An 18,979-nucleotide genomic window follows, 5' to 3' on the forward strand; every position below is an offset into this window, starting at 1 on the left:
GGTCAGATCGTGCCCGAAATACGTTAGACTCAGCGCCACAGTCCGCGGCGTACCGTCCGCTTTCGAACTTGCCGGCAGTCGATGCGCTACTCTGTAGAAATCCGGAAATTCCTCTATAGCCAGTACTTTTACGGCGGCCTGCGCATCGCGATCGGCATTTCGCTTCCGGCCGTCCTGTGCCTGTTCGTCTTTCACAAGAGCGAGCTGGGTTTCACCATCTCGACTGGTGCGCTCGGTGCCTGCGTGGTCGACATGCCGGGGCCGCTCAAGTACAAGCGCAACGAAATGCTCGCGTGCAGCGCGATCGGGTTTCTCTCCGCTTACGCGACCGGCCTCGCCACCTTCAGTCCCATCGCACTTTGGGCCACGGTGGTGCCGCTGACCTTCGTGCTCTCGCTGATCGTCGTGTACGGCAACCGCTGGCCGCAAATCAGCTTCGCCACCCTCTTCATGATGGTGATGACGCTCGAAGAGCACTTCACACCGCATCTCGCGCTCGTCAACGCGCTGTGGATACTGCTGGGCGGCCTCTGGTACACGGCGTGGTCGACCTTGATCAGCCAGCTGATGCTCGATCGCATCGAACAGCAGGCGCTCGCCGAAAGTGTGTTCGCCTGCGCTGACTATCTGCTCGCGCGCGCCCAGTTCTTCGACCTCGACAACGATCTCGACGAGTGCTTTCGCAACCTCGTCGCGAAGCAGATCGCGGCCGTCGAGCGCCAGGACGCAGCGCGCGACATCGTGCTGCGCAACCTGCCCAAACTCAGGGCCGGCAAGATCGATGCGCGGCGCGCGATGCACTTCAACCTGTTCATCAATACGGTCGATCTGCATGAGCTGTTCGTGGGCGCGCACACCGACTACCCGCTCGTGCGCAACACCTTCGGCGGCTCGGACCTGCTCGTGTTCTATCGCGACCTGATCCGCAAGGCCGCCGCCGATCTCGAAGACATCGGCCTCGCAGTGTTGCAAAACGAAGCGCCGCGCGCAAGCGTGAACGTCAAGGCCGAGCTGCGTGCCATTGAATACGAACTCGAACAGCTGAAAAAGCGCGACCTGGCCGCGACTGACCCGGAGGCCTATGCGGCGATCTCGGCGTCGTTCCGGCGCATCTGGAGCGCGACACGCCTGATCGACCGCATGCGGCGTAGTCTCGCGAGCGAGGTGCCGACGACCGAGACCGAGGTGCGGATCGACGAGGCGCTCACACGCTTCGTGACGAACCGTCGCGTGTCCTGGCTGCAGATCTTCTCGAATCTCACGATGGCCTCGCCGAGCTTTCGCCACGCGCTGCGCGTAACGATCGCCGTGGCGGTGGGCTTCTGGCTCGGGCGTCTGTTGCCGCTCACCAACGCTTACTGGATCGTGATGACGAGCATCATCATCCTGAAGCCTGGCTATTCGCTCACGCGCCAGCGCAACGCGCAGCGTATCGTCGGCACGCTGATCGGCTGTATCGCGAGCATTGCGCTGATCCTGCTCGTGAAGCAGCCTCTCGTGCTGCTCGTCTCGATGTTCGCGGCGATGGTGATGAGCTACAGCCTCCTGCTCTTCAACTACACGGCGAGCGTGGTGTTCACGTCGGCCTATGTACTCCTGATGTTCCATCTGCTTGCACCCGGCAGCATGCGCATCATCGGCGAGCGTGCGATCGACACGGTGGTGGGCTGCACGATCGCCATCGCCGCGAGCCATCTGTTCCCGTACTGGGAATACCGTCTGATGGGCAAGCTCGTGCACGACATGATCGCCGCGACGCGCAGCTATCTCGAGGCAAGCTGGTGGTGGAGCGGGCGCACGAGCGCGCCGCAGCCGGCGTTCGCGGGGGCCGCGGCGAGCGAGGCACGCGTACATGTGTCGGCCCAAGACGCGCCCGCGACGACGATTGCAGCGGATGCGGGCGGCGTGGCGAATAGCGTTTCGGGCAGTGTGAGAACCATGGCAAGCGCCTCGGCGAGCGCGGCGAGTGTCGTTGACGAGCCGGTCGCCGCCACGTCCACCGTCGCGACGATCGACGACTCGCCGACGGCCGGCGCTCCCGGCTCGCCCGTGTCAGCAGTAGGCGCGAAAGCCACTGCACAGTCCGCACAAACCACTGCGAGTTCAGCCGCACCGTCGCTTGCTCGCGACTTCCGCTATCGGCTCGCGCGCAAGAACGTGCACGTAGCGTTTGCGAATCTTGGCCAGGCGTTCCAGCGCATGATGCTCGAACCGAAGGCCGCGCAGAAGTTCGTGCCCGAGCTCAACGATCTGCTCGTGCGCAGCCACGTGCTCGCCTCGCAAATCACGGCCACCGCCCCGCTCCTGCGCAGCACGGCGCGGCCCGATCAGCCGGAGGTCAAACTCGATGCGCTCGAGCGCACGCTTTCGTGCGTACGCGAGAACCTCGTCGCCGCCGAGGCGGGCACACCCGCGCCCCTCGATCAAACCGACATCACGAAGCAGCTCACGCGCGAACTCGATGCGATGGTGGTGGAAGCCGAGCGCGCGCTCGGCGCCACTGCGGAGCTTGCCCAGGAACTCAAACTGCTCGCGCACCAATGCAAGCAGATGATCGCAGCGTCCTGGCTCATTCGCCGGGACGCGAGCATCATCCGGCTACCGGAGGAATAGGAAGGAAAGGGCCCGGCGCGTCACTGCGTCGAGCCGCTGGCTTGCGAAGCAGCCATGCTCGCGGAGGCATTTGCTCCGCTGGCGCCGACGGTCTCTTCGTACTCGCGCTTGCTTTTCAGCGCATTGAACAGCACGGTCCCGATCACGAACACCACCACCACCACGATGAGCACGGCAACGCCAAACGTGGGGTCCTTCTTGCGCGGTTCGTTCATCGGTCGTGCCCAGCCTCGAATTGGATTTGGATGACAGCAACGGGCATTCTACGCCGCCACGCCTTGCAGACGGCTTGCGCCGCGAGGGACCTGCGTGCAGCTACGCACCGCTGCGCACGGGCAGCGCCGTCGAATACTTGAGCTGCTCCATCGCGAAGCTCGAACTGACGTCGAATAGCGGCACGGCGCGAATGAGCTGCTTGTAGACGCGGTCGAAATCGTCGATATCGGAGACCACGATGCGCAGCAGGTAGTCGGTCTCTCCGCTCATGCGATACGCCTCGACGATCTCGGGAATCTCCTGCACGGCGCGCGTGAAGGTTTGCGCCCATGCCTCGGTGTGCTGGTTGGTGCGCACGGCGACGAAGACCGTCGTCCCCACGCCGAGCTTGCGCGGGTCGCACAGCGCGACCTGCGCGCGGATCACGCCCGTTTCCTTCAGGCGCTGCACGCGCTTCCAGCATGGCGTTTGCGAAAGATTGACGCGCTGCGCCAATTCGGCGACCGGCATGGTCGCGTCGTGCTGCAACAGCTCAATCAGCTTTCTGTCGATGAGATCCATTTCCGCACTCCCCGAAGCGTAGAAATTTATTCTACACGATGGCCAAACGGGAAAAAAATAGGAAAACTCTTTCTCCGCGCGAACGGCTATAAATCTTCCTATAGGAAATCGGGAGAAGAACACGCCATGAACGCCCCTGCCGAACTCGCCCTGCTGAGCGCCGTCCACACCGCGGAGCAGCACGCCGCGGCCGTCGCGCGCTTCACCGCCGCGCTCGACGCGGCCTTCGATGCCTGCGCGACGCCCCACGACCCGTCGCGCTGCGCACGCTTCGCGCGCGGCATGCGCGAAGCGCTGACCGGTGCACTTGCCGACTCGGCGCTCGTCACGAGCGCGCAGCGCGAAGGCAGCGCCGACACGTACCGGCGGCATGTCATCGCAACGGACAGCCGCGGCCGCTACACGGTGGCGGCGCTCGTCTGGCAGCCGGGCCAGGCGAGCCCGATCCACGCACATCACACCTGGTGCGGCTACACCGTGCTCGACGGCACGCTGACCGAAACGCTCTACACGTGGGACGACGCGCGCCAGGGCGCCGACGTGGTTCGCTCGCATCCGCGCGCGAGTGGGGCGGTATCGTTCGGTGGACCCGGGCGCGCCAGCATCCACCGGCTTTCAAATGGCAGCGGCGCGCAGGCCGTCTCGCTGCACGTCTACGGCGTCGCCGTCGAGCACATCGCTACGCAAGTCAACGACGTGCTGCCGCTCGCGCGCAAAACGGCGCTCGCGTAGCTGCGGCGCGACAGGGCGATCTGAGTTGGCCTGGGCAGCCCGGGCGTTCAGCCGCGGCTGCCCGCCGTGGGAATCTGCGGCGGCGCGCCCTCGGGGCCCGCGGTCGGCGGCGGCGCGGGCCGCGGCTCGTGTGAGGCATCGCGCGCCACCCCGCCAGGCGCGCGCGCGCCAGACGCATGCGGATGACCATGCGCCGCCCCGTGCGGCTCCTCGACATCGCCGCTGCGCGAGGACATGTGCACCTGCATCTGCGGCACCGGCATCTCGATGCCGGCTTCATCCATGTGGCGCTTCAGGCGCGCATTGAACGCACGCGCCACGCTCCATTGCTGCAGCGGCCGCGTCTTGATCTGCCCTTTCACGACCATCCAGTTCGGGTCGAACCGGTCGAGCCCCCACACTTCCACGGGCCCGAGTATCTCGCGGCGATAGCGGAAGTCGGCCACGAGTTCGGCGCCGGTCTCGCGAATCATGCGCGTGACCGTATCGAGATCGACCGAGAACGGCACGCGCACTTCGAATACCGCAAACGCGAAATCGCGCGAGAGGTTCTTCACGATCTTGATTTGCGAGAACGGAATGGCGTGAATCGCGCCCTGCCCGTCGCGTAGCCGCACGGTGCGGATCGACAGATGTTCGACCGTGCCCGCATGGCCGTTGTCGATGTCGATCCAGTCGCCCACCGAGATCGTCTCCTCGATGATGATGAAGAGGCCCGTGATGAGATCGGCCACGAGCGACTGCGCGCCAAAGCCAATGGCAAGCCCGATCACACCCGCACCGGCGAGCAGCGGTGTCACGTTGATGCCTAGATTGGCCGCGGTGACGATGCCGGTGATGGTGAGGATCGTCACGAGCACGGCGTTGCGCACGAGCGGCAGCATGGTGCGCGCGCGCGTGCTGGGCGCGCGGCCCTTGGTGCGCGGGCCGGTCGGGTTGAGCGCTTCGAGAATCGCGGTATCGACCGTGATCCAGACGAGCCACGCGAGAAACACCGTCGACACGATCGCGAAAATGGCGTGCGCGATGCCGCGCGCGGCGACGCTCGCCTCGATGATGGCGGCGAGCGATATGTCCCAAAGACGCGCGCACGACTCGAAATACGCGAACCAGATGAACACCACGAGCAGCGTGCCGGCGAAGCGCAGCAGACGCCGCAGATACGGCGAGCGCCGCCGCACGCGTGCGGGGTTCGGGCGCGTGATGCGCAGCACGACGGCCGAAAGGAAGAACGCGAGCACGAGCAGGAGCGCGGAGACCACGGAGATCTGCAGCACGTCGTCGCGGCTGCCGATGCCGCCGAACGTGGCGACGATCGAAGCGCCGGCGAGCAGCAGCATCGGCAGTTGCCAGAGCGAGGCGAGCACGTCGAGGACTTCGGTGAGCGCCTTGTGGCCGTGGCGCAGCGTATAGCCACGGTTGCGGATGAGATGCGCGACCGGGCGCCGGAACGCGATGGCGAATACAAGCGTCAGCACGGCCGCCGCCATGTTCGCCGCGGTGCTCACCAGTGCAGCCAGGTTCACACCCAACTGGCGCGCGACCTCGAAATTGGTCGCGGCGTCGCCGAGCGCGGCCAGCACGCCGATTGCGAAGAGCAGCCGGCGCGAGCGCGCGATGAGAACGCGCACGGCCGCGCGCCGGTGCCCCGAGCCGAACAGCGAAAACATGATCAGGCAGATCGACGAGAACACCGCGCCCGCGACGATCGCGTAGGCGATCACGAGGGCGAGCGTGCGCCCGAGCGCGTCCGGCATCGAGCGCTCGACCACGAGCGCGCCGAGGAACGCCACGATCCATGGCGCCGCGCGATGCACGACGAAAATCAGCAAGTCGATGGTGCGCGGATCGGGCCGCAGGCCCGTCTCGACATCGAAGCGCCTCAGCAGGCGCCGCTCGAGCCAGCGCAGCACTGCCGCACATGCGCCCCAGCCTGCCAGCATGGCGAACAGATCGAACACGATGCGGCCGAGGCTTTCCCCTTCCCGGCCCGAAGCGATGTCATAAAGCTCGATGCCGGCTGCCCTGAAGCGCCCTGCCCAGTAGTGAAACGGACTGCGACCGCGGCGCGCGTCCGCCTCGACGGAGGCGAGGCCCGACGCGATCGCGCCCAGCAGCCCCGAGGTCGCCGCCGCACCCGAAGCCGGCGCGGGCGCCACGTTTTCCGATGCGCTGCGCAGCTTTTTGAGCTGGTTGAGGAGCGCAGTGCGCTGGCGCTCGTTGTCGAGCGTGGTGATGACGCTGTCGAGCGAGCGTGTGAACTCGGCCTGGCTCGCAGGTGAAGGCGCCGAAGCCGCTTCCGCTGCCGATGCACCTGAAGCCGCGGCCGGCGCGCCGGTAATGATGCTCTTGAGCACTGGCAGCATTGGCGCCGCCGCCTGGGCTGTGGCCCGCATCGGCATGGCCAGGCACACCGCGAGGCACGCGAGGAGCATCAGCGCGCGAAGGAAAGCGCGAACGCATGAGCGCGCCGGTATGGCGCGAGGAAATAGTGCACGATCCGCCACACCGAAGCGCACGCGCGACGGCCCGGCGCCCGCGCCATCGCGTCCGATGCTGGTTTTCATGGCGGAGAGGCAAAAACAGGACGTTCCAGTTTAGCCGCACTCCGCCTCCCCGCGCCTCGCGCGTGCGTAACAGTTTGTCAGCGCGCAGGGAGGGCCGCTTTGCGCCTCATTTGGCGCCTCAGTAGGCCACCGTTGCGATCTGACGAATGAAGCGGCCCTGCTCCAGTTCGTCGACGAAGGCGATCGCGTAGTCCTCGGCCGAGATGCGGCTTTCGCCCGCCGCATCGGCGATCAGCGTGTTGGAGCCCGTGCGGAACGTGCCCTTGCGCTCGCCGGGGGCGATGATGGCGGCCGGCGCGAAGAAGGTCCAGTCGATGTCGCTGACCGTGCGGTAGTAGTCGAACGCCTCGCGGTGGGCCAGCGCGATCGCCTTGTAGGCGTCCGGGAAGCCTTCGGTATCGACGAGCTGCTTGCCGGGCGCGACCTCGAGCGACCCGGCGCCGCCCACCACCACGAGACGCTTGAGCCCCGCTGCGCGCACGCCGTCGACGAGAGCCCGGCTCGCGACCAGCAAATCGTCGAGTTGCTCCTTGGGCGGCGCGTAGGCGCTCGCCACCACATCATGGCCGCGCACCGCTGCGGCTACGCTCGCCGCGTCAAGCAGATCGGCCTTCGCAGCGTGAACGTTCGGCGCGGCTGCCACCCGTTCGGGCTGGCGCACCAGCGCGCTCACCTGGTGGCCGCGGCGCGCCGCTTCGGCGGCGATGCGCGAACCGACCATGCCCGTTGCGCCAAAGAGGGCGATTTTCAGCGTCTTGCTCATGAATTGACTCCTGCCTTCCATATTTATGTAACTAATAAAGTTACATTTCGGGGGTGAAAAAACGGGGCAATGCCCCGCTGATGAATCTGACAGCGCCGGCCCGGTCAGGCGCGGCGCGCCCGCGCGCGTTCGAGCTTGCGCTCGCTGCGCGCCATGTCGTCGACGACGTCCGCGAGCGTGCGAGTGGCGAGCGACGCCTCCATGGCGCGCTGTGCGTCGTCGATCACACCGCGCAGCGTCTGCTGGATATGGCGCCCGACGAGGCAAGCCGGATTCGGCTCCTCGCGGTGCATGGCGAACAATTGCGCGTCGTCGACCGCATGGTAGACGTCGAGCAGCGTGATCGCCTGCGGCTCGCGTGCGAGCAGCGCGCCACCGCCCGCGCCCAGTTGCGACGCCGTAAGGCCCGCGCTGGCCAGCATCGACAGGAGCCTGCGAATGAGCGCGGGATTCGTGTTCACGCTACCCGCGATGATCTCCGACGACAGCGGCACGCCCTCCTGCTGCGCAAGCAGCGAGAGCACATGCACGGCGAAGGCGAAACGACTACTCGTATTCACGGCGAACCTGCCACTGCTGAGCGGCGCGCGAATGTACCGGACACGCGTATGCCAAAAAGTGTAACTATCATAATTACATTAATCCGTAGCGCCAACCCGTCAGCCGCGGCCCGCACGGCTGCGGCCTTACTTCGAGGCACCCGAAGCCTGCCCCGGCGCCGATGCGGCCTCGGCGGCGTTGCTCGCCCAGCGTTGCAACGAATGCCCCGCATTCGTCAAGCCGGTGCCGGTGGCCGCGGCGGCTTGCCCGAGCAAGGCTTGCGCCGTGCTTGCCGCGCCGCGCAACTGGCCCTGCGCCGAGGAAGCCAGTTCGGCCGTCGATGCGCTCGCCTGCTGACCTTGCGACGCCGCCGAATCGAGCTTCTGCTGCGCCGCACCGAGTTGCTGGTTCACATAGCTCGCGGCCTTGCCGAGCGCTTGCGTCGCCTGCTGCGCGGCCTGGTTGGCAGCGTCCTGCGTGGCCTGCTTCACGGCGTCAGCGGACTGCTTGCTCAGATCGGGCGTGGAAGCGTCCTGCTTGTTACAGCCGGCGGCGAGCGCCGCACACACGAGCAGGCAGGCGAGCGTCAGCCTTTGCGTCGAAAACTTCGAAAACATGGTCATCCTGAAAAATTCGCCGCATGAAGCGGCTTGCATAGATGAAAACGCGGCAATGATACGCCGTCGCGCCACACCGATTCTGACGAAATCAGCGAAAAACCCGCCCGCTCGAAAACAAGCCGCGACACCGCGCTCGCATCGGTGCTCAATACCGTCGAGCGCGCCTCGCGCGCGAGCGCTTCGAGCCGCGCCAGCAACGCCGTCGCGAGCCCGCGGCGCGACCATGCGGGCGCGACATAAAGCATCTCGACGTGATCGAGCGGAAAGAGCTGCCCGAACGCAACGGCCGCACCGTCACACGCCGCCACGAGCGTCACGCCGCGCGCGAGGCGCGCGTCGAAGTCCGCAAGATCGTCGGCTGCCGCGGCCCACGCTACGCGCTGCGCCGCGTCGTAGCGCGTGGCAGCAAGCGTGGCCACGGACGCGCGAAACAAGGTGGCGAGCGCGGGCGCGTCGCGCCCCGGCACATAGCGCCGCCACTCGATGGATTGTTGAGGTGGCCGCGCATCGCCCGCGACGCCATGCTTTGCGAAATCGTCAAACATGATGGAGTAGACTGCCCTCGCGCACGATCCGTTCCACCGTCCACCTCTGGAGACAAACGATGGCCGTCAAGAAGATCCTGTTCCTCACCGGCGATTTTGCCGAAGACTATGAAACGATGGTGCCGTTCCAGGCGTTGCAGGCCGTCGGCCACCGCGTCGACGCCGTATGCCCCGGCAAGAAGGCCGGCGAGCGCGTGAAGACTGCGATCCACGATTTCGAGGGTGACCAGACCTACACCGAAAAGCCGGGGCACCAGTTCGCGCTCAACGCGACCTTCGACGAAATCGACGCCGGCAGCTACGACGCGCTCGCCATCGCGGGGGGGCGTGCGCCCGAATACCTGCGCCTCGACCCGAAGGTTATCGAACTGGTGCGTCACTTCGCCCAGGCGAACAAGCCAATCGCGGCTATCTGCCATGCGGCTCAACTGCTCGCCGCGGCCGAGGTGATCCGCGGCAAGCGCATTTCCGCCTATCCAGCCTGCGCGCCCGAGGTGCGGCTCGCGGGCGGCGAGTACGCCGACATCGCCATCGACAGCGCAGTGACCGACGCCCCCTTCGTCACCGCGCCGGCGTGGCCCGCTCATCCCGAATGGCTGCGCCAGTTCCTCGTGCTCCTCGGCACGCGCATCGAGCCGTAAGCGGGCGCTGATCCGCTCGCGCGTCGCGCCTGTCTTGCATGAGGCGCGGCGCGCGCCGACCGCCAATTCGGACTGGTCTGATTTCACCGCATCGCGCCGCTCGCCAGAATACCCGCCAGTTATTCTGGAGTACGGAGTGCGTATCGTGGATCTTACGGACTGGCTAGTGATACTCGCGATCGCCCTGGCGGCGATCCTCTTTTTTTGCAAGCGCGGCGGCCGCAAAGGCAACTTGACCGACCGGGCGCGTCACCTGCACGGCACGCGTCTGCTCCTGCAGGGGGCGTTTGCGCTGTGGGCCGCGCTGCTCATGCTCGACCGCAGTTTCGTCTTGCCGCTCAGCGTGCCGTTCGGCATCGCCATCAATCCTCACACGATGCTCGCCATCGCGCTGGCGCTCGCGGGCCTGGGCGCCATCTGGTCGTTTCGCGCGAGCCGCCTGCTCAAGCCACGCCGCATCTTCAGCACGTGCTGAGCGCATAGCGAGCGTGCTTGCCCGACAGTGCCTAAGCGTACCTAAGCGCCTGCGGGTGGTCGCAACGCCGTTGGGGGTGCCGTCCGGAGTTCGCTTCTAACGCCGCCTTTCGCGTTCGCGCCGCCTGCACTATCGCTCGCGCCATATCCAGCAGGACCACCCAGCACCCCTTCCGAACGCTCCGCGCGTTCGAGTGCACTGATGATCTGCTCCGCATCGCCGGGCAAAGGCGGCGCGACGGCAAGCGCATCGGGCAACGTCAGATAGAACGTCGTACCCTCGCCTTCCATCGACTCCACCCACACGCGCCCACCGTGCCGCTCCACGACGCGGCGCACGAGCGCGAGCCCGATGCCCTCGCCCGGCGCAACGTTGCCGTGCATGCGCTGGAACGCCTGAAAGAGCCGCGGCAAGCCCACCTCGGGAATACCGAGTCCGTTGTCGCGCACATAGAAAATCTGCAGTGACTCGACGCCCGGCGGCGCATGCGCTGTGCCGATCTCGACGCGCCCGTCGCGCGCCGGATCGAGATAGTTGAGCGCGTTGCCGATCAGGTTTGCAAACACCTGTTCCAGCGCCGTCGGGTCGCCCCATACGTCGGGCAGCGTCTGCACGCTCACCTGCGCGCCGCGGGCACGGATCGAGGCATGCATCGCGTCGACCACGCGCTGCACCAGTTCCTGCACGCTCACGCGCTGGCGCCGGTACTCCACGCGTCCTACGCGCGCGAGCCGCAGTAGCGCGTCGATGATGTGTGATGCGCGCAGCACAGCCGTTTGCAGATAGCGCAACGCCTCGCCGATGTCCTCGTCGATGGTCCGCTCGATGCGCGCGCGTGCTGCCGGTGCGAGCGAAGACTTCGCGATGCGCTCGCGCAAGTCGTCGCACGCATGAGTGAGTTCGCGCGAAAAGCCCTGCAGGTTCACGAGCGGCGCGCGCAGATCGTGCGACACGCCGTGGATGAACATCTCGTTTTCCTGAGTCTGCTGGCGCAGATTTTCGTTGATGCGCGCAAGCTGGTCCGCGCGCCGCGCAAGGTCGGCCTGAAAACCGAGGCGCAGCCGCTCGGCTTCGATCAGGCGCTGGCTGGTCTGGTGCAGCGTGAGATCGAGTTCGGCGATTTCGTCGTTGCCCGCCGTGAGTGGCGCGAGCGGTTCGTTCGCGGCCAGCCGGTTCGCGTTATCGGAAAGCGCATCGAGCCGCCCGCGCACACCGCGCGTAAAGATCCAGACGGCAATCGCGACCAGCACGATCGAGCCGAGCACCGCCGTCATCACGAGCGTCTGCTGCTGAGCGCGTGCCGCTTCGGCGGCGGAAACCCGCAAAACGTCGAGGCGGCGCTCCTCGGTCTGGAGCGAGACGATCTGCGTGCGCACGCGGTCGAGCACGTCGGCGGCCATGAGCGCGCGAAAGCGCTCGGCGAGGTCGGTGCGGCGGCCCGAGCGCAGGAGGTCCTGAACGCGGTCCGACCACTGGCGATAGTTCTGCACGGCGTGGCGAATCTGCACGGCGCGCTCGACCTGCGAGGGATTGTCGGAGACGAGATCGACGAGCCGGTCGATGCGGCGGTCCACGTCCATCCACATCGAAACGGGTGTGGCGTAGCTCGTGTCGTTGGCCGCCACTGCACCGCGCAGTTTCACCGACTCGACCAGCACCGGTTCGAGCACGCGCGAAGCCTGCGCGAGCACGGCCTGGCTGTGCTGGCCCCACGCCTCTGCGGCGGCGGCGTCGGTCTCGGCCTTCACGATGGCCGACAGCAAGCTCAGTTCGAATACGGCGGGAATCGCGATCAGCAGAAGCCCTTTGGTCGTGAGGCGCATTGCATGGCGGGTACCGGGCAACCGGACGCGCGTGAGGTGGCAATCTGGCCATTATGTCGGCGTTTGCGCCCTATGTGCGCCCCACGTGCGCCTAAGTTTGCCCGGCCACGAAACCTCGAGATTATTTCGATTAGCCGACAATTCATTGATATGGAAAGGGAAATCGAATTAATCGCCCTATTCTGGCGCGCGATTTCCCCACCTTTGCGCGCGGGTCCTGAGACCGTGCCGGGACGTGGTGCATGCGCCCCAGATACCAGCGCCTCGCTCAAGGACCCGATATGCAGGCATTTTCCGCATCGGTGCACGGCCGCACCGGCTTGACGCCTGTTGCGGCTGCGAATTCACCAGTTTGGCGCTGATGCTGGCCCGCATCTTGCTGTGTATGCGCCCATTTTGGGCAAACTGGGTACGCCAGATGGACAATCTCAAGACCGGAACCGACACGCTATTTCTGCTGCTGGGCGCCGCCATGGTGCTCGCCATGCACGCCGGGTTCGCGTTTCTCGAACTCGGCACCGTGCGCAAGAAGAACCAGGTCAATGCGCTCGTGAAGATCCTCGTCGATTTTTCGATTTCGACGATCGCCTACTTCTTCATCGGCTATACGCTCGCCTACGGCGTGCAATTCTTCTCGCACGCCGACGTGCTCGCCGAGCACAACGGCTACGCGCTCGTGCGCTTCTTCTTCTTGCTCACCTTCGCGGCGGCGATTCCGGCCATCGTGTCAGGCGGCATTGCGGAGCGCTCGAAGTTCAATCCGCAACTGTTCGCGACCTTCGTGATCGTTGGCTTCATCTACCCGTTTTTCGAGGGGATGGTGTGGAACAACCGCCTCGGTTTCGAAAATGCGATGACGCACATGTTCGGCGTGCCGTTCCATGACTTCGCGGGCTCTGTGGTCGTCCACGCGTTCGGCGGCTGGATCGCGCTGCCGGCCGTGCTGCTGCTCGGGCCGCGCCACGGCCGCTATACGCGCGACGGCCGCATCGCCGCGCATCCGCCCTCGAACATTCCGTTTCTCGCGCTCGGCGCGTGGGTGCTCGCGGTGGGCTGGTTCGGCTTCAACGTGATGAGCGCGCAGACCATCGACAAGATCAGCGGTCTCGTCGCCGTCAATTCGCTCATGGCGATGGTGGGCGGCACGCTCGCCGCCTGGTTCGCGGGCCGCAACGATCCGGGCTTCACCTACAACGGGCCGCTCGCGGGGCTCGTGGCCGTGTGCGCGGGCTCGGACATCATGCATCCGCTCGGCGCGCTCGTGACGGGCGCGGTGGCCGGCGCGCTGTTCGTCTATATGTTCACGTGCGTGCAAAACCGCTGGCGCATCGACGACGTGCTCGGCGTGTGGCCGCTGCACGGCCTGTGCGGCGTGTGGGGCGGCATCGCCGCGGGTATTTTCGGCCAGCGCTGGCTGGGCGGACTCGGCGGCGTTTCGCTTGGCGCGCAGATCGTCGGCACGATTGCCGGCATCGTGATCGCCTTCCTCGGCGGCCTCATGGTGTACGGCCTGCTGCGCAAGTTCGTGGGACTGCGCATCGATCGCGAACAGGAGTTCAACGGCACCGACCTGTCGATCCACAAGATCACGGCCACGCCGGAACGCGAAACGGTTTCCTGAGCGTCACGCGCAATACGCTCGCGCGGGCGGCGCCCTGCCGCCCGCACTGCGTACGCATCACCAGGCGAACATCAAAGCTGGCCCATGCCACCGGCGACGATCACTTCGGTGCCGATCATGAAGGCCGATTCGGCCGCGCTCAGATGCAGCACGGTCGAGGCAATCTCCTCAGCCGTCGCAAAGCGCTTGAGCGGCACCAGCGCGCGGATCGATTCCTCGGCCGCCGCGAGCGCGGCGGCGTCCATGCCGAACTTGTTATAGAGCGGCGTCTTCACGGGCCCGGGGCTCACCACGTTCACCCGAATGCCGCGCGGCAGCAGTTCGGCCGAGAGCGTCTTCGCAAACGAAATCAGCGCAGCCTTGCTCGCCGCATACACCGACGACGTGGGCATGCCGATATGCGCGTTGATCGAGCCGTTGAGCACGATGGCCGCGCCGTCGTTGAGCACCGGCAAGAGCGCTTGAATCTGGAAATAGGCGCCCTTCACGTTGGTGTCGAAGGTCACATCCCACAGCGCTTCGTCCACTTGCTCGAACGGCGCGAGCTTCGCCACGCCCGCATTGATGAACACGGCGTCGAGGCGCACGCCCGCGTCGCGCACGGCGGCAGCCAGTTCGCGCGCACCGGTGAGCGAGGCCGCATCGTTTCGCCAGGCGCGGGCGTTCGGGCCGAGCGCGAGGCGCGCGGCTTCGAGCCCGGCTTCGTCGCGGCCAGTGACGATGACGTACGCGCCTTCGGCGACGTAGGCTTGCGCGGCAGCGAGGCCGATGCCGCTGGATCCGCCGGTGACGAGGACAGTCTTGTTGGCAAAGCGGTTCATGATCTTCTCCTTGAGGGGGATGGTCTCGATCTGAGACTGTGACCTCATATTGCCTGCCGACGCGCCGCTTGCCGTGCGACGAGCCTGGCGCAAACGTTCGAAACCATCGAACGTTTGCGCCAGATGTGCAGAAAACCGGCTTCAAGCCGTGACCGCGATACCCTCCACGAGGCGCTTCGCAAGACGCGGCTCGCGCAGCCGGTCGATCCACCATTGCAGTGCGCGCCCGACATGTTCGCCGCGCCATGCCACGTACAGCACGTTCGGCTCGCGCGGGTTCGCCGTGGCCTTCTCGATCAGATCACCCCGCTCGATCAGCTTCGCCGCGCGCTGCCTCGGCACCCAGCCCACGCCCAGGCCCTCGCGCTGCGCGAGGATCTTGGCGCGCATCGACGGCACCGCCAGCACCTCTTGAGCGCCGAGCAGCCCGTAGCCGCGACCGGGCGTGAGCCGCGCCGAATCGCCGACCGCCACGCCGCGTTCGGCCAGCATGCGCTCGCGGGTGAGCGGCGCCTTCTCGCGCGCGAGCCGGTGGCGTGGCGCCACCGCGAACACCCATTCCATCACGCCCAACTCGAACCAGTGCAAGCCGTCGATGGCCGGCGGCTCGTTGGTTGCACCGACGACCAGATCGGCGCGACCGTCGCGCAGGGCCTCCCAGGTGCCGGAGAGCACTTCGTGTGTGAACCGCAGCTTGACGCCCGACTGCAGCGCGTCGAAGTCGCGGACCACCGGCATCAACAGTTCGAATTCGAGAATCTCGTCGGTGACGATCCATAAGCGGTCTTCCCAGCCGTTTGCGACCTGCCGCACGCGCTGCGCCATGCGCGCGACGTCCTGCATCAGGCGGCTCGCCTCCTCGGCAAGCAGATGCCCGGCCGGGGTAAGCTGCAGCCGGTAGCGTCGGCGGTCGAAGAGCAGCGCGTCGAACCGCGCTTCGAGTTGGCGCGCGGCATGCGAAATCGTGGAAGGCGCCTTGTTCAAACGTGCAGCCGCACGCGACAGACTGCCGGTTTCGCGGATCGCGTCGAGCAACGCCAGTTCCTCTTCGGAGAGCATGTGCGACTCCATCGAATGGGTGATCAGGCGATGGTATGGCAGAAACGACGCCGGAGTCAGGTCGCATGACGCCGCCTTGCGGGCAAACTGTCAAAGTCGTCTTGACGGTCTGTTCAGAAAATTTGTCATTGTTTAGCGTCTTTAACCGGCAGAAAATCGAACGCGCGTTCACAAACCATTGCGCGTGGCCGCGCCAATCCCAAGGGAAACGCGCACGCAAGAGAACCGGATCACTCCATCGCGAAGTCATCTTTCCAGTGAGGTACGAGGCCATGTCCGTGAAGTCCGCGTCACCCGATTCACCGTTCGTCGATTTGACCGCCATGATTCGCCAACGGGCGGCGAAACACGGCGCGCGTGCGGCGATCGTCTGCGACGATGAAACGGTCACATTCGCCGCACTAGAGGCGATGATCGACCGCTGTGCTGCCGCCCTGCAGCGTGACGGGCTGGCACCCGAAGACGTCGTTGCCATCTGCGCATCGAGTTCCATCCAATACGCCGCGGTATTCTTCGGCGCACTCAGAGCAGGCCTGGCGGTCGCGCCGCTGTCTCCCTCCACGCATCCGGACAGCCTCGTCGCGATGCTCGACAACTCGCGCGCGCAAATTCTCTTCGCCGACGACTCGGTTTGCCAGTTGCTTTCGCGCGTCAGGTTGCCGCCTGCCCTGCGCATCATCAATATCGGTGCGGCGGGGCAATACGACACATGGCTGGCGCCCGTGGGGGCCGCTCCCGCGCATGTGGAGATTCAGCCGCAGTGGGCATTCAACATCATCTACTCCTCTGGCACGACGGGAACGCCCAAGGGGATCGTCCAGTCGCACGCCATGCGCTACGCCTACACGCTGCGAAGCGTCGAGCGCGGATACGGCCCAGACTCTGTCACCTTGATTGCGACGCCCCTCTATTCGAACACCACGCTAGTGAGCTTCTTCCCGACGCTGGCGCTCGGCGGAACGGTCGTCCTCATGCCCAAATTCGACGCGAGGCAATATCTTGCGCTTGCCGAGCGCGAGCATGTCACGCACACCATGCTGGTGCCCGTGCAATACCAGCGCATCCTCGGTCATCCCGACTTCGATCGCTACGACCTGTCCAGTTTCCGCGCGAAGTTCTGCACGAGTGCTCCGTTCCCGGCCGGCCTCAAGGCGGACGCCCTCCGCCGATGGCCAGGCCAGCTCACTGAGTTCTATGGAATGACCGAAGGCGGCGCGTCATGCGAGCTTTGCACGGACGAATTTCCCAACAAGCTGCACACGGTTGGCCGCCCGCTGAACGGCCATGAAATGCGCCTGATCGATGCCGACGGACGCGAGGTTGCCGCCGGAGAAGCGGGCGAGATCGTTGGGCGCTCGCCTGCCATGATGACTGGCTACTATCGGCAGCCCGAAAAAACGGCGCAAGCCGAGTGGTACGACAGCGATGGCCGGCGCTTCATTCGAACCGGGGATGTCGGCCGATTCGACGAAGACGGCTTCCTCGTGTTGATGGACCGCAAGAAGGACATGATCATCTCGGGCGGACTCAACATCTACCCAAGCGATCTGGAACAGGTGCTCGCCCGGCACCCCGAAGTCGTCGAATCTGCGGTGGTAGGCGTGCCATCGCAACGCTGGGGTGAGACGCCGGTGGCGTTTGTCACCCTCCAACCCGGTTCGGCATTGAACGCCGACGCGCTCACCGCCTGGGCCAACGGTCAATTGGGGAAGATGCAGCGCCTGGCCGAAGTCGTGATTGTCGACGCGCTACCGCGCAGCCCGATTGGCAAGGTGCTCAAACGCGAGTTGCGCGAACGCTTTAGCGGCGAGGTCGCCTGATCGGCCGCGATCGGCCCGCGAATTGCCCGCGATTGGCCTGTTTGCAGCCTGGCGGAAAAAAAAGCGCCACGTTTGCACGTGGCGCCTTGAAAAGTTCTAGCCATTCCGAGGGCCGTGCTAGAACCTGAGAGACGGTATTCGGCTCAACTGCGCCAGTGGAAAACGATGCGCAATTATGCGAATTGCATATCGAAAAGCACATTAAAACCCCGCAATTTTGCGGGGTTGGGACGCATTGCCGAAATCGGGTTCCATTTTTTACCTACATGCTGACTAAGTCAAGCAAAATCTCGCCAAAATGCGCCAATCACCCAGCATCTGGCATCCATTACAATCATCTGAATTTTCGCGCCCTAATTAACAACGCGCAATGTTGATCGAACGCAAACCGCTGTACCGCAGTGCAAGCCCGCGTCGGCTTTGTGACGCCACGCGCGAAATCTGAAATCTGAAATGCTGTTTCGGAAAATTGTCCCGCCAATGACTTCCGCACCCGATTCGCGCAATTCCGACGAAACCCCGCGCGACAAAGACGGTGGCGCTGACGAAGTGACCGCGCTCGCGCGCGGTCTCGCCGTGCTGCGCTGCGTCGCAGCCGCCGACGCGCCGCTCAGCAACCGCGAACTCACCGAACTGACCGGCATTCCCAAGCCCACGCTTTCGCGGCTCACCGGCACGCTCGTGAGCACAGGCTTTCTCGCCCGGCTCCCCGACAGCGAACGCTTCGTGCTCACGTCGTCGGTGCTGGAACTCTCCAACGGCTTTTTGCGCAATTCCGACATCCGCAGCCGCGCACGGCCATATCTCTCGCGGCTTGCCGAGCGCACCGCGCTCTCGGTGCACCTCACCGTGCGCGACCGTCTGGACATGGTCGTCATCGACGCGATCCGCCCGCGCACCGCCGTGCTCGTCACGCGCCTCGAGGTCGGCTCGCGCATCGACATGGGCCGCACCGCCGTCGGGCGCGCCTACCTCGCAGCGCTCGATCCGCACGCGCGCGCCGAACTCACCGCCGCGCTGCAGACCTCGACCGGCAACGACTGGGGCGTTTTCGGCAGCCGGCTCGACGCCGCGCTCACCGAGACTGCCGTCAACGGGTACGCGCTCGCGATCGGCGAGTGGTACGAGGGGCTCAACGCCATTGCCACGGCGTTCGCCGGTCCTAACGGCGAGATCTACGCCATCAACTGCGGCGGCGCCTCGCAGCAGTGCACGCGCGAGTGGCTCGTCGCCCACGTCGTGCCGCTGTTGCGCGAATGTGTCGAACGCATCGTCGACGAAATTGGCGGCGCCCTGCGCCTGCCCCATTCAACCTGACAGCGTCAGCGCCATCGCCTTACAAAAAGCACACGACGCATGTAACGCTCGTAACGTCTCGAAAGAAACTGCACTGGACTGTAACGAAGCGGGCAACGTAGCATCATGCTTTTTGGCGGCAACGGTCTGCTGCGCCGCCCTGCGTGCGAAACGCCAGCCAACCGCCAGTGAAGCCGCCCATGCCCGTGAACTCACGGCGCGGCATTCGTGCCAGAGCGGGGCCAGCCCTGACATCTAGCTTGCGC

17 protein-coding genes are annotated in these 18,979 nt (G+C 65.6%); 7 read left to right on the forward strand and 10 right to left on the reverse strand.

All coding sequences use genetic code 11. The annotated features are described in order from the left end of the window. Positions 1-81 precede the first annotated feature (81 nt). Positions 82-2,613 carry an FUSC family protein gene (locus L0U83_RS08315; RefSeq protein ID WP_233881747.1) on the forward strand — a complete coding sequence of 844 codons (2,532 nt, stop codon included), beginning with the start codon at positions 82-84 and terminating at the stop codon, positions 2,611-2,613. 20 nt (positions 2,614-2,633) lie between these two features. Here the strand turns inward: L0U83_RS08315 and L0U83_RS08320 are convergent, their stop codons facing one another. Together L0U83_RS08320 and L0U83_RS08325 are read right to left on the reverse strand one after the other, a co-directional pair. Next, on the reverse strand, positions 2,634-2,828 hold the full coding sequence (locus L0U83_RS08320; protein ID WP_233881748.1) for a hypothetical protein: 195 nt from the start codon (positions 2,826-2,828) through the stop codon (positions 2,634-2,636). 100 nt (positions 2,829-2,928) lie between these two features. Further along, on the reverse strand, positions 2,929-3,390 hold the full coding sequence (locus L0U83_RS08325; RefSeq protein WP_233881749.1) for an Lrp/AsnC family transcriptional regulator: 462 nt from the start codon (positions 3,388-3,390) through the stop codon (positions 2,929-2,931). 126 nt (positions 3,391-3,516) lie between these two features. Here L0U83_RS08325 and L0U83_RS08330 point away from each other — a divergent pair, with 126 nt between their 5' ends. Next, positions 3,517-4,122 (forward strand): cysteine dioxygenase family protein, encoded by a 606-nt coding sequence (locus L0U83_RS08330; protein ID WP_233881750.1) that lies wholly within the window; start codon positions 3,517-3,519, stop codon positions 4,120-4,122. A 47-nt stretch (positions 4,123-4,169) separates the two neighbouring features. Here L0U83_RS08330 and L0U83_RS08335 read toward each other — a convergent pair whose 3' ends face one another. From L0U83_RS08335 to L0U83_RS08355, 5 genes are all read right to left on the reverse strand, one after another. After that, the gene (locus L0U83_RS08335) at positions 4,170-6,689 is read right to left on the reverse strand and encodes a mechanosensitive ion channel family protein (protein WP_233881751.1); all 2,520 of its coding nucleotides are present in this window, start codon (positions 6,687-6,689) and stop codon (positions 4,170-4,172) included. Between the two features lie 118 nt (positions 6,690-6,807). Then, on the reverse strand, positions 6,808-7,452 hold the full coding sequence (locus L0U83_RS08340) for an NAD(P)-dependent oxidoreductase (protein WP_233881752.1): 645 nt from the start codon (positions 7,450-7,452) through the stop codon (positions 6,808-6,810). 104 nt (positions 7,453-7,556) lie between these two features. Then, entirely contained in the window at positions 7,557-8,012 is a 456-nt protein-coding gene (locus tag L0U83_RS08345) for an Rrf2 family transcriptional regulator (RefSeq protein WP_233881753.1), read from the reverse strand. 126 nt (positions 8,013-8,138) lie between these two features. After that, positions 8,139-8,609: a BCAL1086 family glycoprotein gene (locus L0U83_RS08350; RefSeq protein WP_233881754.1), complete on the reverse strand. Its 471-nt coding sequence runs from the start codon at positions 8,607-8,609 to the stop codon at positions 8,139-8,141. 2 nt (positions 8,610-8,611) lie between these two features. Beyond that, complete coding sequence (locus L0U83_RS08355) at positions 8,612-9,157, reverse strand: GNAT family N-acetyltransferase (RefSeq protein WP_233881755.1); 546 nt, start codon at positions 9,155-9,157, stop codon at positions 8,612-8,614. A gap of 59 nt (positions 9,158-9,216) precedes the next feature. Between L0U83_RS08355 and L0U83_RS08360 the strand changes: the two genes are divergently transcribed. Together L0U83_RS08360 and L0U83_RS08365 are read left to right on the forward strand one after the other, a co-directional pair. Beyond that, positions 9,217-9,798 carry a DJ-1/PfpI family protein gene (locus L0U83_RS08360; RefSeq protein ID WP_233881756.1) on the forward strand — a complete coding sequence of 194 codons (582 nt, stop codon included), beginning with the start codon at positions 9,217-9,219 and terminating at the stop codon, positions 9,796-9,798. A 145-nt stretch (positions 9,799-9,943) separates the two neighbouring features. Beyond that, the gene (locus L0U83_RS08365; RefSeq protein ID WP_233881757.1) at positions 9,944-10,273 is read left to right on the forward strand and encodes a hypothetical protein; all 330 of its coding nucleotides are present in this window, start codon (positions 9,944-9,946) and stop codon (positions 10,271-10,273) included. Positions 10,274-10,314: 41 nt separating this feature from the next. Here L0U83_RS08365 and L0U83_RS08370 read toward each other — a convergent pair whose 3' ends face one another. Next, positions 10,315-12,096: a sensor histidine kinase gene (locus L0U83_RS08370; RefSeq protein ID WP_233881758.1), complete on the reverse strand. Its 1,782-nt coding sequence runs from the start codon at positions 12,094-12,096 to the stop codon at positions 10,315-10,317. 418 nt (positions 12,097-12,514) lie between these two features. On the opposite strand from L0U83_RS08370, the gene L0U83_RS08375 reads away from it, so the two are divergent. Continuing rightward, entirely contained in the window at positions 12,515-13,717 is a 1,203-nt protein-coding gene (locus L0U83_RS08375) for an ammonium transporter (RefSeq protein ID WP_233881759.1), read from the forward strand. Positions 13,718-13,788: 71 nt separating this feature from the next. Here L0U83_RS08375 and L0U83_RS08380 read toward each other — a convergent pair whose 3' ends face one another. Both L0U83_RS08380 and L0U83_RS08385 read right to left on the reverse strand, forming a co-directional pair. Further along, positions 13,789-14,538: an SDR family oxidoreductase gene (locus L0U83_RS08380; RefSeq protein ID WP_233881760.1), complete on the reverse strand. Its 750-nt coding sequence runs from the start codon at positions 14,536-14,538 to the stop codon at positions 13,789-13,791. Positions 14,539-14,679: 141 nt separating this feature from the next. Continuing rightward, the gene (locus L0U83_RS08385) at positions 14,680-15,597 is read right to left on the reverse strand and encodes a LysR family transcriptional regulator (protein ID WP_233881762.1); all 918 of its coding nucleotides are present in this window, start codon (positions 15,595-15,597) and stop codon (positions 14,680-14,682) included. Positions 15,598-15,869: 272 nt separating this feature from the next. On the opposite strand from L0U83_RS08385, the gene L0U83_RS08390 reads away from it, so the two are divergent. Together L0U83_RS08390 and L0U83_RS08395 are read left to right on the forward strand one after the other, a co-directional pair. Further along, entirely contained in the window at positions 15,870-17,417 is a 1,548-nt protein-coding gene (locus tag L0U83_RS08390) for a class I adenylate-forming enzyme family protein (RefSeq protein WP_233883801.1), read from the forward strand. A 480-nt stretch (positions 17,418-17,897) separates the two neighbouring features. After that, positions 17,898-18,734 (forward strand): IclR family transcriptional regulator, encoded by an 837-nt coding sequence (locus tag L0U83_RS08395; protein WP_233881764.1) that lies wholly within the window; start codon positions 17,898-17,900, stop codon positions 18,732-18,734. Positions 18,735-18,979 lie beyond the last annotated feature (245 nt).

This window comes from Paraburkholderia flagellata, from assembly GCF_021390645.1.
In the GTDB taxonomy this organism is placed as follows: domain Bacteria; phylum Pseudomonadota; class Gammaproteobacteria; order Burkholderiales; family Burkholderiaceae; genus Paraburkholderia; species Paraburkholderia flagellata.